The organism is Luteimonas abyssi (assembly GCF_001482195.1).
Lineage (GTDB): Bacteria > Pseudomonadota > Gammaproteobacteria > Xanthomonadales > Xanthomonadaceae > Luteimonas > Luteimonas abyssi.
On the sequence record NZ_KQ759763.1, the window covers coordinates 2,020,894 to 2,035,636 of the forward strand.

10 protein-coding genes are annotated in these 14,743 nt (G+C 69.4%); 5 read left to right on the forward strand and 5 right to left on the reverse strand.

The features are described 5' to 3' along the window. Positions 1-83: 83 nt before the first annotated feature. On the reverse strand, positions 84-1,958 hold the full coding sequence (locus tag RG19_RS08465; RefSeq protein WP_082672811.1) for a 3-hydroxybutyrate oligomer hydrolase family protein: 1,875 nt from the start codon (positions 1,956-1,958) through the stop codon (positions 84-86). A 103-nt stretch (positions 1,959-2,061) separates the two neighbouring features. Between RG19_RS08465 and RG19_RS08470 the strand changes: the two genes are divergently transcribed. Then, positions 2,062-2,727: a response regulator transcription factor gene (locus RG19_RS08470; RefSeq protein ID WP_058834893.1), complete on the forward strand. Its 666-nt coding sequence runs from the start codon at positions 2,062-2,064 to the stop codon at positions 2,725-2,727. Between the two features lie 36 nt (positions 2,728-2,763). On the opposite strand, the gene RG19_RS08475 is transcribed toward RG19_RS08470, so the two are convergent. The 3 genes from RG19_RS08475 to RG19_RS08485 form a co-directional block, all read right to left on the reverse strand. Then, positions 2,764-3,252, reverse strand: coding sequence for an NUDIX hydrolase (locus tag RG19_RS08475; protein WP_058834894.1), 489 nt, complete (start codon positions 3,250-3,252; stop codon positions 2,764-2,766). Positions 3,253-3,319: 67 nt separating this feature from the next. After that, complete coding sequence (locus RG19_RS08480; RefSeq protein WP_338037924.1) at positions 3,320-6,637, reverse strand: hybrid sensor histidine kinase/response regulator; 3,318 nt, start codon at positions 6,635-6,637, stop codon at positions 3,320-3,322. Between the two features lie 292 nt (positions 6,638-6,929). Further along, positions 6,930-9,215 (reverse strand): TonB-dependent receptor, encoded by a 2,286-nt coding sequence (locus tag RG19_RS08485; protein ID WP_238376611.1) that lies wholly within the window; start codon positions 9,213-9,215, stop codon positions 6,930-6,932. A 183-nt stretch (positions 9,216-9,398) separates the two neighbouring features. On the opposite strand from RG19_RS08485, the gene RG19_RS08490 reads away from it, so the two are divergent. After that, positions 9,399-10,796, forward strand: a complete 1,398-nt coding sequence (locus tag RG19_RS08490; protein ID WP_058834897.1) for a GntP family permease — start codon at positions 9,399-9,401, stop codon at positions 10,794-10,796. On the opposite strand, the gene dctA is transcribed toward RG19_RS08490, so the two are convergent. Beyond that, on the reverse strand, positions 10,775-12,196 hold the full coding sequence (dctA, locus tag RG19_RS08495; RefSeq protein ID WP_058836507.1) for a C4-dicarboxylate transporter DctA: 1,422 nt from the start codon (positions 12,194-12,196) through the stop codon (positions 10,775-10,777). The two genes, RG19_RS08490 and dctA, sit on opposite strands and share 22 nt — an antisense overlap. 201 nt (positions 12,197-12,397) lie before the next feature. Here dctA and RG19_RS08500 point away from each other — a divergent pair, with 201 nt between their 5' ends. Genes RG19_RS08500 through RG19_RS08510 form a run of 3 tightly spaced genes read left to right on the forward strand, consistent with a single transcriptional unit; the run spans position 12,398 to position 14,537 of the window. Then, positions 12,398-12,646, forward strand: a complete 249-nt coding sequence (locus RG19_RS08500; RefSeq protein WP_058834898.1) for a hypothetical protein — start codon at positions 12,398-12,400, stop codon at positions 12,644-12,646. Continuing rightward, a complete protein-coding gene (locus RG19_RS08505) occupies positions 12,643-14,241 on the forward strand; it encodes a PepSY-associated TM helix domain-containing protein (protein ID WP_058834899.1) in 1,599 nt (532 codons plus the stop codon). Before RG19_RS08500 ends, RG19_RS08505 begins: the two co-directional genes overlap by 4 nt. After that, positions 14,238-14,537 (forward strand): DUF3325 domain-containing protein, encoded by a 300-nt coding sequence (locus tag RG19_RS08510; protein WP_058834900.1) that lies wholly within the window; start codon positions 14,238-14,240, stop codon positions 14,535-14,537. Before RG19_RS08505 ends, RG19_RS08510 begins: the two co-directional genes overlap by 4 nt. The last annotated feature ends 206 nt before the right edge of the window (positions 14,538-14,743 follow it).

Consider the following 14,743-nt stretch of genomic DNA (forward strand, 5'->3'; position numbering starts at 1 on the left):
GAGTCGGGCGGTCCGCTGCCGTGCCGACCGGGAACCGACGACCCTGGTGATGCACTGACTCGCGGCGGGATGTCGCCGCCCGGTCAGGTCCCCGGTACGGCCAGCGCGGCCGCATCCAGGTGCCCGCCCGGGCGGGTCTCGATCACCGCGTCGGACGGCAACGCCCCGCCGTCGAGGTAGGCATCCACCCGGTCCAGGGCGGCGTACACGTAAGGCAGCAGCGGGACGTAGCGTGCGGCGTAGTCCGGCAGCGCCAGGAAGCCGTCGAAGTGCTGTGCGTTGCGCACCTCCCACAACCGCACGTCGCGCCCGGCGGCACGCGAGGCGACCACGTAAGGCGCGCTGGTGAACGCGAACGGGATCAGGCCATCGTCGCGGCCATGCACCACCAGCACCGGCAATCCAGCCCGCGGCGGCGCCGAAGCCACTGCCGCGACGCCCGCCCGCACCCGCTGCGCATCGGCACTGTCACCCGTCCACAGCGCGCGCAGGCACTGCAGGCCGGGGCCTGTGAGGTCCGGCGCCGCGAGCGCGGGATCGATCACGCCCACGCCTGCGCCGGGCGGAATGCCACTGGCATCGCTCCACCAGGCCGCGCACTCGGCGGCGGTCGCGGGGCGCGGGCTGAAATCCGGATGCTGTGCCGAGAACGACATCCCGCACGGATGGGCGCCGGCCGGATAACGGCCGTAGGCCGACGCATACGTGGCCGCCACCGCGCGGAACAGGTCGAAGTCCACCGACAGCGCCGCCGCGCGCAATGCGGCCTCGGTCCAGCCGGCATCGCGCAGACGCGCATGCGCGGACCGGGCCTGCGCCGCCGTGTCGTCGCCTTCGATGACGCCCTCGGCCCGCAGCGCCGCGCAGCGCGGCGCACGCATGGCGGTGGCGACCGTCGACAACGGCGACGTAGGCAGCGCGTCGAGATCGGCCAGCGCGCACGGCATGAGCAATGCCGCCTCGGTGGTGTAGTCGTACAGGGCGCGCGCGCCCGGCGCATCGATGTGGATGCTCGGCTCGCCTGCGACGACGGCGTCGAGCCAGTCACCGTCCTCGGCGGCCCGGAGCACCGCCCCCCCGCCGTTCGAGATGCCGACGGCGATGATCCGCGTGTTGTCGAAGGTGTACGGGGCGCCTTGCGGCATGGCGGTCTCGAGCGTCGCCAGCGCGAATTCGGCAGCCTGGCGCACATGGCGTCCCCAGTCCGCCTCCGGGTTGTCCTGCGAATGGGCGTGCTTGAACGCGATGCCCGTCGTTGGCACACCGGCGCCCGGATCGAAAGCGGCCGCGGGGTCGTCGGGCGCCGCGACCCGCCCGTCCACGGCGATCCCCTGCCCGGCGTCGAGATCGAAGTAGTCGCTGCCGGCCCCCTTGTCCGTGTACGCCACCGCACAGCCCTTCGGCAGGCCCCAGGCCCCGGCGACCGCGATCGCGCCGTAGATGCCGCGCGATCCCGACGAAGCCGTGACCACGACGCAGCGACGTCCCGCATCGAAGCCGTCGGGGACCTGCACCATCAGCCTGTGCGGGTGTTTCGCACCGGGCACCGTGGCGAGCGCGTGGAATTCCCGCCCCGGCACCGTGGCGGCGCTGCCGTACACGACGCCATAGCCGCCTTCCGGCCGCAGATCGGCGATGCCCCGCCAACTGCTCCACACGGCCCGACGACGCAGCTCGGCAGCGGTCGGCGCCTCCGGGTCGGCGAAGGGCGGTGGTGTCGCCTGCTGCAGACCGGTCAGCCCGAGGCCCGCGGTCAACAGGTCGTCGCCGTCGCGGTGCGCCGCCTGGCCGGTGAGGCGCGGCGCTTCGGCGGAACGGGCGGCCCGCGCATCGCGTGGCGGCGTGGCATGTGAGTCGGTTCGATGCACGTTCGCGTCCGGAGCGTTCGCGGCGGGGGGCGTGGCGGCACAGCCTGCAAGCAGCAGCGTGCAGGCGGCGCCGAGAAGGGCGGCGGGCATCGGAATCCGGTTCATGCCGGCACCGTAGCAGCGCCTCCCCTGTCCGGTCATCGTACTTTGGTACCAGGCACGAGGGGGTGCGGGGCTGACCTACAATCGGGCCATGCCGACCCTGCTCATCGCCGACGACCACCCGCTGTTCCGCGCCGCGCTGCGGAGTGCGGCCGACGAGGCGGCCGAGGACATCCGCACCTGCGAGGCAGGCACCCTCGACGAGGTCGTCGCCACTCTGGACGCCCGTCCCGAGGTCGATCTGGTCCTGCTCGACCTGCACATGCCGGGCAATCACGGGCTGGCCGGGCTGGCCGCATTGCGGGCGCAGTTTCCTGCCGTCGCGGTGGTGCTGGTGTCCGCGAACGAGGATCCGCAGATCGTCCGCCGCGCGCTCGATCACGGCGCGGCCGGCTACATCCCCAAGAGCGCTGGCCTCGAGGACATGCGCGATGCGATCCGCGCCGTGCTCGCCTGCGAGCAGTGGTTGCCTCCGGCCCTGCGCGGCGCGGTGTCGCGGGCCGCCTCCACCCCCGGCGATACCGATCTCGCCGCACGTCTGGCCAGCCTGACGCCGCAGCAGTTCCGGGTGCTCGCGCTGGTGGCCGAAGGGCTGCTCAACAAGCAGATCGCCGACCGGCTTGATGTGCAGGAACGTACGGTCAAGGCGCACCTGTCGGCGATCTTCGAGAAGCTCGGTGCGCGCAACCGGACCCAGGCCGGGGTGATCCTGCGCGAACTCGAGATCGTCGATCCCGCACGACAGGTCAGTGTCTGAAGACGTGCGGCGTGCCGGCGCCGACGTGCCGCCGCGCTAGATCCGCGAGTACGTATACGACTGCATCCGCCCGCCGGCGTAGGGCATCACCATGTGGAACGCGCGCGGGTCGTCGTCGAACACCAGCGGCAGGAAGTGACGGTCGCCTTCCCACATCGGCAGTTCCATCAGACGGTCGATCTCCACCCACTCCAGCGTACCTTCCGGGTTGGTCTCGAACGGCGTCCCGCTGTAACCGGCGATCACGAACACGAAGCCGAACCAGTCCTCGCCGTGCTTGCCGAAGCCCGGCCAGCTGATGGTGCCGCGCAGCTGGATGTCGTCGCACTCGATGCCGGCCTCTTCGTGGATTTCCCGACGCATGCCTTCGACGATGTCTTCGTCCGCCTCGATCTTCCCTCCCAGGCCGTTGTACTTGCCCAGGTGCTGGTCGTCCGCACGGGCATTGCGATGGATCAGCAACACGCGGCGGCGGTCCGGCGACAGGACGTAGCCGAGCGTGGCCAGGATCGGGGTGTACGGCATGGCGGATGCGACAGGAGCGGACGGGGCGCCATGGTAACCGCCGCCCCGATGGCGTGCCCGGCCGGGATCAGGCCAGGCGGGTCGCGCAGAGCCGGTCGAGCGTGGATTTGAGCGCGAGCGGCCGGATAGGCTTCTGCAGCAGGCCGAGCCCCTGCTCGGCGACGTCGCGCCGCACCGCATCGTTGGCATCGGCGCTGAGGATCAGGGTCGGACGTGCGCCGTGTCGATCCGCGAGGTCGCGGGCCAGCGCCACCCCGGTATCGCCATCGTCGAGGTGGTAATCGAACAGCCACAGATCGACCGGGTCTGCCGCCAGCACCGCCTGCGCCGCTGCACGATCGCCGACCGCCTCCACGCGGCAGCCCCATCCCGCCAGCACATGGCGCAGAGCCTCCAGCGCCTGCGGTTCGTTGTCGACCAGCAGCACACGCGCGCCGGCGAGCCCGGCACGCGTTATCGACACCGTGCGCTCGTCACCCGGCGCCGCACGTGGCAATGCCAGTGCGAACACGGTGCCCCGGCCGGGCAGACTGTGCAGCGACAGGCGTGCATCGAGCAGACGTGCGATGCGATCCGCGATCGCCAATCCGAGCCCCAGCCCCTGTCCCGGACTGCCCTCGCCGCGCCGGAACTCCTCGAAGATCAGCACCTGCTGTTCCGGTGCGATGCCCGGACCGGTGTCGTGCACCTCGATCCGCACGCCGTCGGCGGTTCGCCGGACCCCCAGCAGGACCCGCCCCTGACGCGTGTAGCGCACCGCATTGGCGAGGAAGTTCTGCAGCACCCGCCGCAGCAGCTGCGGATCGCTGTGCGTCCAGGCGCGGCAGGCGACGTGATCGAAAGCCAGACCGCGCGCCGCCGCCAGCGCGCCGAACTCGGCCGCCAGCGGCTCCAGGACATCGGACAGCGGAAACGTACGCGGTTGCGGCACCAGCCCGCCGGCCTCCAGGCGCGCCATGTCGAACAGACCGGTCAGCAGGTCGGTCGTCGCATCGAGCGCACCACGCAACGCATCGAGTTGCGGCGGTGCGCCGCCCGGTGTCGTCCGCATGCCGGGCGTCGTGGTGAGTTGCTGCCGCAGCGCATCGGTGAACAACTGCGCGGCGTGCAGCGGTTGCAGCAGATCGTGGCCGACGGCGGTCAGGAAGCGGCTTTTCGCCTCGCTCGCACGCTCGGCCTCGCGCCGGGCGAGATCCAGGCTGCGGGTCCGCTCCTCGACGCGTTGTTCGAGCGTTTCGTTGGCCAGGCGCAGTGCGCGCTCCGAACTGCGGAACGCGGTCACGTCGGTGAATGTGGCGACGAAGCCACCGCCGGGCATCGGATTGCCGCGAATCTCGATGGTCGCGCCGCCCGGAAACCGGCGCTCGGCCACGTATGGGGTTCCCGCGCGCATGTGATCGATGCGCTTGTCGACCTCGGCACCGACCGGACCGGCATCGACCAGGCCCCGCTCGACGTTGTAACGGACCAGTTCGGCCACCGGCACGCCGATCCTGAGCAAGGCCGGCGGATAGCCGAACAACGCCGCGTAACGTGCGTTCCAGGCGACCACCCGCAGCTCGGCATCGACCACGCTGATGCCCTGGCTCATGTTTTCCAGCGCTGCCTCCAGCACCCGCTGGCTGACGCGCAGCTCCTGCGAGGCTTCGTCGACGATCGCCACCACCGTGTCCAGGTCGGGCCCGGACTCGCGTCGGGCCGCATCCAGCAGCAGGCGCGTCGATGCGCTGCCCAGTACCGCCGACAGTTCGCGTTCCAGCCGGGACTCGATCGCGACCGGTACCGCGCCGCTGCGCGGTGCGTCGCGCAACACCGTGTCGACCAATGCCACCGGCAGGAAGCGACGCCCCGCGCTGCGCAAGGCGCGCAGATCCGCACCGCGCGCGGGATCGCGCCGTTCGCGCCGATCGAACATCGCCACCAGCGCGGTGACCGACGTGCCCACGAAGAGGGTACTGCCGAACGCACGGCCGAGTGGGCTCCAGCCGCTCAACCCGAACAGCGCATCCGGCGACAGCCACGACGGCAGTGCGGAGAAGGCCGCGTCGGGCAGCAGGGCCGGCGCGGGCATCGTCCACGCCCACACCGCGAAGCCGGCGAGCACACCCGCGATCGCCGCACGCGCCGGCGTCTGCGGGCGCCAGATCGCGAACGCCAGCGCCGGCACCAGGGTCGCCAGCGCCGAGAACGAGACCGCGCCGATGTCGGCCAGCGCATCGGTATCGCCGACCATCCGCCCGTACAGCCACGCCAGCAGCATGATCGCGACGATGCCCATGCGCCGGAGCATCAGCACATCGCCGCGGCGATCGCCGCCGCCGCCCGATCGCGCCCATGCACCCCGGACCAGGCCTGGAGCGAACCAGTGGTTGCCGATCATCAGGCTCAGCGTGAGCGTGCTGACCACGATCATGCCCGTCGAGGCACTCAGGCCGCCGAGGAAGGCGAACAGCGCCACGCCGTCGGCGCCTTGCGACAGCGGCAACCCCAACGCGTACATGTCCGAAGGGGTGCGGTCGCCGAGCAGCGCCATGCCGGCCTGCGCCAGCGGCAGGCCGGGAACCGCGATCAGCAACAGGTACAGCGGAAACTGCCAGCGCGCGGTGCGCACGTCGGCCTCGTCGCGGCATTCCACCACCGCGACGTGGAACTGATGCGGCAGGATGAACATCGCCAGCGCGCCCAGGAACACCAACGGGGTGAAACCGTCCAGGTGCTGGGTGGCGGGTGCCGGCAGCGACGGCAACCCGCGCGCGAGCAGCCACACGAACACGCCCAGCACCAGCATCGCCGCCAGCTTGAGCAGCGACTCGAACGCCATCGCCAGCACCAGGCCGCGATTGTGCTCGGCGGCGCTGGCACGACGTGTGCCGAAGAGCATCGTGAAGGCCGCCATCGCCAGCGCCACATACAGCCCGACGTCGTGCCAGGCCGGAATCTCGGCCAGATCGCGTTGCGCGCCGCCGGTCAGCGTGGCGTAGCTCATCGCCACCGCCTTGAGCTGCAGCGCGATGTAGGGAATCAGGCCGAGCGCGGCGACCAGGGTGACCGTCGCAGCGAGCCACGGATCCTTGCCCAGCCGGGTGGCGATGAGGTCGGCCAGTGAGGTGGCGTTGCTCTCGCGCGCCAGTCGCACCAGCCGCACCATGAAGTTCCACGCCAGTGCGTAGAACAGGATCGCGCCCAGGAACGTCGGCGGGAGCGGCCAGCCGTAGCGCGCGGCCTGGGTGACCGTGCCGTAGAACGTCCACGATGTGCAGTGCACCGCCAGCGACAGCGCGTAGACGTGCCGCCAGCGGCCCGCGAACACCTGCGGATGGCGCTCGCCGTAGACACCGGCGGCGAACATCAGGCCCAGCCACAGTCCGGCCGCGCCCAGCACCATGCTCACGCTCAGCATCGGCGCCTCACAGACGGAGCGCGATCGGGAAAAAGGGCATGCGGGACCATGGCCGGCGAGCATAGCGCCGGGCCGGCCGGGGCGGGTACCGCCATACGATCAGTCCGCACGCGATGGTCTGACGGTCGGCACCGACACGACCCATCCCCTCTCCCGCCTGCGGCAGAAGGTCTCCTCGAAGAGGCGGTGGGGGCGCTCGGTGCTTCCAGCCCCGCCCCGCACACGGGACGCCCCGCACCCGGGAGAGGGCGTCAGAGCCACGTCGCGCCCACCGGCGCTAGAAGAAGTTGTAGCGCACCGATACATACCAGTCGCGCGGCCAGCCGTAGTACGCGGTCTGGATGTTGCCGACGCTGGCGAACTCCTGGCCTTCCACCATGTAGGTACGGTCGGTGAGATTGCGTACGCCGCTACGCACCTGCCAGACGAACTGCGGCGAATCCCAGATCCCGAACAGGCCGACCAGCGTGTAGGCGTCCTGGCTCAGGTTGGCGCGGTTATCCACCGACAACCAGGTACGGCTGCGGTAGGACACATCGCCACCCAGGGTCAGGGTGCTGCCGTTGTTGAGGCCGATGGCCTGCTGCAGGGCCACGCGCGCGGTCCATTCCGGCGAGAACGGCACGTGGTCGTGGTTGACCGTGGGGTCGAAGCCCGGGTAATCGGGATCGAGGCGGAAATCGTCGAATCGCTTGTACTGCGCATCCAGGTAGCCGAGCTGGCCGCTGAGCGTAGTACCGGTGCCCAGCACCGCGGCGCCTTCGAACTCGATGCCCTTGATCTCCAGCTCGGCGGCATTGAGCACCGGGAATGTGCCCACGTCCTGCGACACGCGCGCCTGGAAATCGCTGTAGTCGCTCCAGAACGCAGTGGCGCTGCCGCGCAGGCGGTTGTCCGACGAGCTCCCCTTCAGGCCGAGCTCGTAGGTCCACACGAATTCGGGATCGAAATCCGGCGCCGACGCTTCGGCGCTGGAATTGGCGCGGCCGTTGAAGCCACCCGACTTGAAGCCGCGATTGGCCGATACATACCCCATCAGGTTGTCGCTGAAGTGCTTCTGCAGGCTGACCGAGGGCGTGAACGCGGTCCAGCTCTTGCGAGCGGCGAAGCCGACGGTCTCGTTGAGCACCGGAAACGGCAGCGCACCGGCGAACAACGACTCCGAATCCCAGAACGTACTGGTGCTGCGCTCGTACTCCTTGCGGTCGCGAGTCCAGCGCAGGCCGGCGGCCAGGGTCCAGGTCGGCACGAACTCCCAGTTGCTGTGTGCGAACACCGCGACGCTCTCGGTGGTGAGATCGTCCGCGATGGTGCGCAAGAAGCTCACCGGCACGCCGCCATTGGCGAACAGGTCGTCGGCGTAGGCCTCCTGATAGGACGGCACGTTCTCGCGCATGTAGTACGCGCCGAAGGTGGCCTGCAGGTTCGAGCCGTTGTCGAACAGCCACTGGAACTCCTGGCTCACCTGGTCCTGATCGAGCGCGACCAGCACATCGCCGAGCTCGAACTCGGACGCATCGATGTCGATGAACGAGCGTGTTTCGAGCTGGCGATAGCCGGTGATGCTGCGCATGGTCCAGGTCGGCGACAGATCCCACTCCATGGACAGCGAGGCGCCGGAATGCTCGAGCCGCTGCCCCTGCCCGGGGCCGAGCGAGGTCCGTGCGGTGAAATCGAATTCGCCGTCCGGTGCCGGCAACAGCAGCACCGGTCCGAGCAGGAGGTCGGTCTGCACCAGCGGCGCGGTCGGACGGCCCAGCGACAGCGACGCGTCCTGGCGGGTGTGATCGAACGACAGCGTGGCCCGGAAGGTCTCGCCGGGTTCGAAGGCCACCTTGGCCCGCAGCGCACGGGTGTCGTCGTCGTTGTAGTCGCGGCCGGTGTCGCGGTCGCGGACGAAGCCGTCGTGGGTCAGCCAGGCACCCGCCACACTGGCGGCCACCGTGTCGCTGAGCTGCCCGGACACGTAGAAGCGCCCCTCGGCCCGCCCATGGTCGCCGGCGGTCAGCTCGACCGCACCGCCGGTGTCGTCGAACGGGTTCTTGGTGGTGACCTTGATCGCGCCACCGGTGGAGTTCTTGCCGTACAGGGTGCCCTGCGGCCCGCGCAGCACCTCCACCTGTTGCACGTCGAACAGCGAGAACAGCGCGCCGTTGATGCGCGAATAGTAGATGTCGTCGACGTACATGCCGACACCGGGGTCGAACGTCTGCAGCGCATCGGGCTGGCCGATGCCGCGGATGAATACATTCACGCTGTTGGCCGACCCGCGGCCCTGCACGATGTTCATGTTGGGCACCGCTCCCTGCAGGCCATCGATGTTGCTGGCCTGCAGATCGCGCAATTGCTCCTCGCCGAAGGCGCTGACCGCGACCGGCACGTCCTGCAGCGATTCGGTGCGGCGGCGCGCGGTGACGGTGATGCCGTCGAGCGTGGTGGCATCGCGCGCGGCGCCCGCCGCCGGCGCGTCCGCGACCGGCGTCGCGGGTGTCTGTTGCTGCGCCTGCGCCGCGAACGTCGACAGACCGAACGCGATGGCCAGGCCAAGCGTGCTGTAGTTCATGTGTCCCCCTCCCACGGGTGTCGTGCTCATCCCGGGCGCGCCGGGCGACGCCCGGTCTCCCGGACCATGGCGGCAAGCCTAGTCAGCGCCTCACGGAGCAACACTTGTACCTTCGGACAATGGGGCCGGCACGGCCCGCTGACGACACTGGCGGCTGCCGAAAACCGACCGGATGGATCCCCGATGTCCCTGTTGATCGTGCTCGCCGCGCTGAGCTTCCTGATGCTGGTCGCCTATCGCGGGCACAGCGTGATCCTGTTCGCGCCGATCGCGGCGATGGGCGCCGTGTTCTTCACCGATCCCAGCCTGGTGGCCCCGATGTTCACCGGGTTGTTCATGGACAGCATGGTGAACTTCCTCAAGCTCTACTTCCCGGTGTTCCTGCTCGGTGCGGTGTTCGGGAAGCTCATCGAAATCTCGGGATTCTCGAAGTCGATCGTCGCCGCCACCATCCGCCTGTTCGGGCCGCAACGGGCCATGCTGTCCATCGTGACCGTCTGCGCGCTGCTCACTTACGGTGGCGTGTCGCTGTTCGTGGTGGTGTTCGCGGTGTATCCGTTCGCCGCCGAGCTGTTCCGGCAGAGCGACATCCCCAAGCGCCTGATCCCCGGCACCGTCGCGCTGGGTGCGTTCACCTTCACCATGATGGCGCTGCCGGGCACACCGCAGATCCAGAACATCATCCCGACCGCGTTCTTCGGCACCGACTCGTGGGCCGCGCCGGTGCTGGGCACGGTCGGTTCGGTGATGATCTTCGCGCTGGGCATGACCTACCTGGAGTGGCGCCGACGCACGGCGCTGGCCGCAGGGGAAGGCTACGGCACCGGATTGCGCAACGAACCCGAGCCGTTCGCAGGCGACACCCTCGCCCATCCCCTGATCGCGCTGCTGCCGCTGCTGCTGGTCGGCATTTCAAACAAGCTGCTCACCCTGGCCATTCCCATGCTGTACGGCCAGACCCACAGCTTCGTTCCGGCAGTGATGGGCGATGCCGCGCCGATCGTGCAGGAGGTGCCGCGGGTGGCCGCCATCTGGGCCGTGCAGGGCGCCCTGCTGGTGGGCATTCTCGCGGTCGTCGCACTGGCCTGGCGACCGGTGACGCGCAGCTTCGCCGAGGGCAGCCGCACCGCGATCGGCGGCGCGCTGCTGGCATCGATGAACACCGCCTCGGAATACGGCTTTGGCGCCGTCATCGCCGCGCTGCCCGGCTTCCTGCTGGTCGCCAACACGCTCAATGCGATTCCGGATCCGCTGGTCAACGAGGCGATCACGGTCACCGCCCTGGCCGGCATCACCGGCTCGGCATCGGGCGGCATGAGCATCGCCCTGGCGGCGATGGCGGACAGCTTCATCGCCAATGCCCAGGCCGCGGGGATCCCGATGGACGTGCTCCACCGGGTGGCGGCCATGGCATCTGGAGGCATGGACACCCTGCCCCACAACGGCGCGGTGATCACCCTCCTGGCGGTCACCGGCCTCACCCATCGCCAGTCCTACGGCGACATCTTCGCGATCACCCTGATCAGTACCGCGGTGGTGTTCGCGGTGATCGCGCTGTATTACCTCACCGGCTGGGTCTGATCCACCGGGTCGGCGGTCACCGTGTCGAGCTGCGCATCGGCCTCGGCCGACTTGCTGGCCTCAGGGTCGACCAGCGCGGGATTGTCGAGCACTTCCTTCAGACGCTCGCGGTCGAGCTGACCGGTCCAGCGCGCGATGACCAAGGTGCCGATGCCGTTGCCGGTCAGGTTGGTCAGCGCACGGCCTTCCGACATGAAACGGTCGATACCGACGATCAGCGCGATACCCGCCAGCGGGATCACGCTGTCGAACGCCGCCAGCGAAGCCGCCAGCGTCACCAGGCCGGCGCCGGACACGCCGGCCGCACCGTTGGACGAGATCAGCATGAACACCAGCAGCGCGATCTGGGTGCTGAGCGGCACTTCGATGCCGAAGGCCTGGGCGATGAAGATCGCGCCCATCGACATGTAGATCGCGGTGCCGTCGAGGTTGAACGAATAACCGGTCGGGATGGTCAGACCGACCACGGACTTCGGCACGCCGGCGCGCTCGAGCTTGTTGAGCATCCGCGGCAGCACGGTCTCCGACGACGAGGTGCCGAGCACGATCAGCAGTTCGTCGCGGATCATGCGGATGTACTTGAGCAGGCTGAAGCCGGACCACCAGCAGATCGGCCCCAGCACCAGGAACAGGAACAGCAGGCAGGTCAGCCAGAAGCTCAGCATGAAATAACCGAGCGAGCCGAGGATCGCGCCGCCGTACTCGCCGATGGTGAACGCCATGCCGCCCATCGCACCGATCGGCGCGAACCACATCACGATCTTGATCACGCCGAACATGACCTGGGCGAGGGTGTCGAGCGCGGCGACCGCGGGCTTGCCGCGCTCCCCGAGCATCGAGATCGCACAGGCGACCAGAATCGCCATCACCAGCACCTGGATCAGCTGGCCGTCGACGAAGGCACCCAGGAAGGAATCCGGCACCAGATGCAGGATGAATCCGGTCAGGCCGTCGCCCGCGGCGGCACCGGCACTGCGGATGGTGTTGTCCGCCGCCGAGGCGTCGAAGGTGGCGAGGTCGAGCCCGAGCCCACGCCCCGGCCCCAGCAGGTTCACCACGATCAGACCGATACCCAGTGCGAAGACGGTGGTGACGTTGAAGTAGATGACGGTCTTGAGCGCCAGGCCGCCGGCCTTAGCGAGATTGCCGAGCCCGGCGATACCGACGGCCACGGTCGCGAAGATCGTGGGCGCGATGACCACCTTGACCAGCTTGATGAACAGATCCGCCAGCCATTTCATCTGCGCACCTGTCTCAGGCGCGGCCAGGCCGATCACGATACCGGCGGCGATACCGAGCAGCACCCAGAAATACAGGTGATGCCATAGCGGCTTCTTGCGCGGAGCGGGCGCGCCTGGGGACGGGGATACCGGAAGGCTCTGGGGATTGGGGGTCTTCATCCCGGCAGCCTGCCAGATGAACGCCTGGAACGCGCTCACCCGATAGCATTAGATGTCGCGAGAACGCTAATGCAAATGATTCTTATTTGTTAAGCTTGGCGACTTCCTCTCGCAGGCTTGCACGTGCCCGCTCCTCTCTCGCCATCCCGCCGGGTCAGCGTACGTCCCGCTCCATCGTCGGATCACCGACTCGATGTCGCCATGCGCATCCTGGTCGCCGGTCCCGGCAACTATGCCGCAACCTGGCTGCTGACCGCTCTCCTGGCCCGCACGCTGCCCGGCAGCGCCCTCACGACCACCCTGGTCGCCACCCTGCTGTCCTTCGTGCTGTTCGCTTGCGGGGTGGTGGCGACCTTCGCTGTCCGCGACGGCGGCCGCGCGGGTCTCTGTCTCGGTGCGATCGCCGCGCCGGCGTCTGCGGCGTTGGCGATCGTGGGCCCAACCGTATGAGCGGCGGCTTCCGGCAATCCCAGGCCTGGTTGCACACCTGGACCGGCTTGCTGGTGGGCTGGGTCCTCTACGCGATGTTCCTGACCGGCACCAGCGCTTACTGGCGCGAGGAGATCACCCGCTGGACCCTGCCCGAGCTCGATGCGCCGGCAGAGACCACGGTCGCGGCACGGCAGGCCGTGCAATGGCTGGACACCCATGTCGAAGGCGCCGACACGTGGACCATCCAGTTGCCCGGCCCGCGCGCGCCCGGCACCCTGGTGTTCTGGCAGATGCCCGGCGCCTCGTACTGGGACGCCTGGGCCACGCGCACCTGGCTGGACGCCAGCGGCACCGCGGTGCCCGTGCGCGAGACCCTCGGCGGCGACTTCTTCTATCGCCTGCATTTCGACATGCACTACATCCCGGTGCGCTGGGGCCGCTGGCTCGCCGGGGCGTGCGCGATGTTCATGCTGGTGGCCATCGTCACCGGTGTGATCACCCACAAGAAGATCTTCAGCGACTTCTTCACCTTCCGCCGCGGCAAGGGTCAGCGCAGCTGGCTCGACGGCCACAACGCGCTGGCGGTGCTGTCGCTGCCGTTCCACCTGATGATCACCTACACCGGGTTGGTCACCCTGATGACGCTGTACATGTCGGCCGGCGTCACTGCCAACTATCCGAACCAGGCGGCGTTCTATGCCGACCTGTTTCCGGACACCCCGGCCGTGGCGCGCAGCGGAACCGACATTCCCCTGGGCGACCTGGACGCCATGCTCGCGCGTGCCGGAGCGGACTGGGACGGCGGCCGCGTCGGCCAGCTGCGGATCGACCTGCCGGGCGACGGCGCGTCGCGGGTGATCGCGACCCGTCACCTGGACAGCCGGATCAATCATGCCCCTGATGCGATCGCCTTCGCTGCCGACGACGGCCGGATCGTCTGGCGCACCCCGTCGCTGGGCGCCGCCGGCGATACCCGCGGCGTGCTGATCGGCCTGCACGCGGCGCGGTTCGCACCGACGACGATGCGCTGGCTGTTCTTCCTGTCGAGCCTGGCCGGCACGCTGATGGTCGCCAGCGGCTTGATCCTGTGGACGGTCAAACGTCGCACACGGCTGCCCGATCCGGACAAGCCGCATCTCGGCTTCCGGCTGGTCGAGAAGCTCAACATCGGTGTCGTCGCCGGTCTGCCGGTGGCGATGGCGGGTTTCTTCTGGGCCAACCGGCTGTTGCCATCGCCGATGGACGCGCGCGCCGCGTGGGAAGTCCATGTGTTCTTCCTGATCTGGCTCGCGTGCCTGCTGCATGCATTCGTGCGCCTGCCGCGAGCGGCTTGGCGCGAGCAGTTGCTGGCCGGCGCGGCGCTGTGGGCCGCGCTGCCGCTGTTCAACCTGGCGGCGACCCGGCGCGGTCTGTTCGACAGCCTGGCGGCCGGCGACGTCGCAATGGCCGCGATGGATGCGGGCATGTTCGCGACCGGGCTGGTGCTGGCGTCGATCGCCTGGGCGGTGGCGCGGCACGCACGGCGTGCTCCGGCTCGGCCCCCCCGTCGCGCGAACGCGACGAATACCGCACGCATCGGCGACGCCGCCGGCACGAAAGGCGCCGGCGCATGATCGGGCTGCTGCTCCAGCTTCTCGCCGTGTCGCTGGCAGCCGCCGGATTCGCCGCGCTTGCGCTGGCGATGGACCGCCACCACGCCGCGGTCGTCGGCGGGCCGGCATCGCCAGGGCGGCGGCGCCTGCTGCGCGCGGCCGGCACACTGGCGCTGTCGGCCAGTGCGGCCCTGTGCATCGGCGCGTGGGGCTGGATCCAAGGGGCCGTGGGCCTCTGGGGCGTGTTCGCACTCGGCGCCGCTTGCGTGATGCTGTGGCTGCGCTGGCGAGAGCCGGTGGGGCGGCGGCGGTCGTGATCGCCTGGTCGCGTCGCACCCCGATGGGCCTTGTCGCGGTCTCCGTGTCGATTGATCACGTCGCGATCCGGCGAGGCCCGTTCTGTTCTCCGCTTCGGTTGATCACTCCGCGAGCTGACGGGTCTCGTTTCGGTTCCCCGCTTCGCTTTTTTGCGTAGCGACCTGAGGGACCCGCCGCAACCGGCAGCCTCCTCCCGCGCATGCCC

Excerpts from the sequence above, each read along its gene's own strand:
- RG19_RS08465 (WP_082672811.1), bottom strand. The coding sequence starts at position 1,958 with ATGCCCGCCGCCCTTCTCGGCGCCGCCTGCACGCTGCTGCTTGCAGGC.
- RG19_RS08470 (WP_058834893.1), top strand. The coding sequence starts at position 2,062 with ATGCCGACCCTGCTCATCGCCGACGACCACCCGCTGTTCCGCGCCGCG.
- RG19_RS08475 (WP_058834894.1), bottom strand. The coding sequence starts at position 3,252 with ATGCCGTACACCCCGATCCTGGCCACGCTCGGCTACGTCCTGTCGCCG.
- RG19_RS08480 (WP_338037924.1), bottom strand. The coding sequence starts at position 6,637 with ATGGTGCTGGGCGCGGCCGGACTGTGGCTGGGCCTGATGTTCGCCGCC.
- RG19_RS08485 (WP_238376611.1), bottom strand. The coding sequence starts at position 9,215 with ATGAACTACAGCACGCTTGGCCTGGCCATCGCGTTCGGTCTGTCGACG.
- RG19_RS08490 (WP_058834897.1), top strand. The coding sequence starts at position 9,399 with ATGTCCCTGTTGATCGTGCTCGCCGCGCTGAGCTTCCTGATGCTGGTC.
- dctA (WP_058836507.1), bottom strand. The coding sequence starts at position 12,196 with ATGAAGACCCCCAATCCCCAGAGCCTTCCGGTATCCCCGTCCCCAGGC.
- RG19_RS08500 (WP_058834898.1), top strand. The coding sequence starts at position 12,398 with ATGCGCATCCTGGTCGCCGGTCCCGGCAACTATGCCGCAACCTGGCTG.
- RG19_RS08505 (WP_058834899.1), top strand. The coding sequence starts at position 12,643 with ATGAGCGGCGGCTTCCGGCAATCCCAGGCCTGGTTGCACACCTGGACC.
- RG19_RS08510 (WP_058834900.1), top strand. The coding sequence starts at position 14,238 with ATGATCGGGCTGCTGCTCCAGCTTCTCGCCGTGTCGCTGGCAGCCGCC.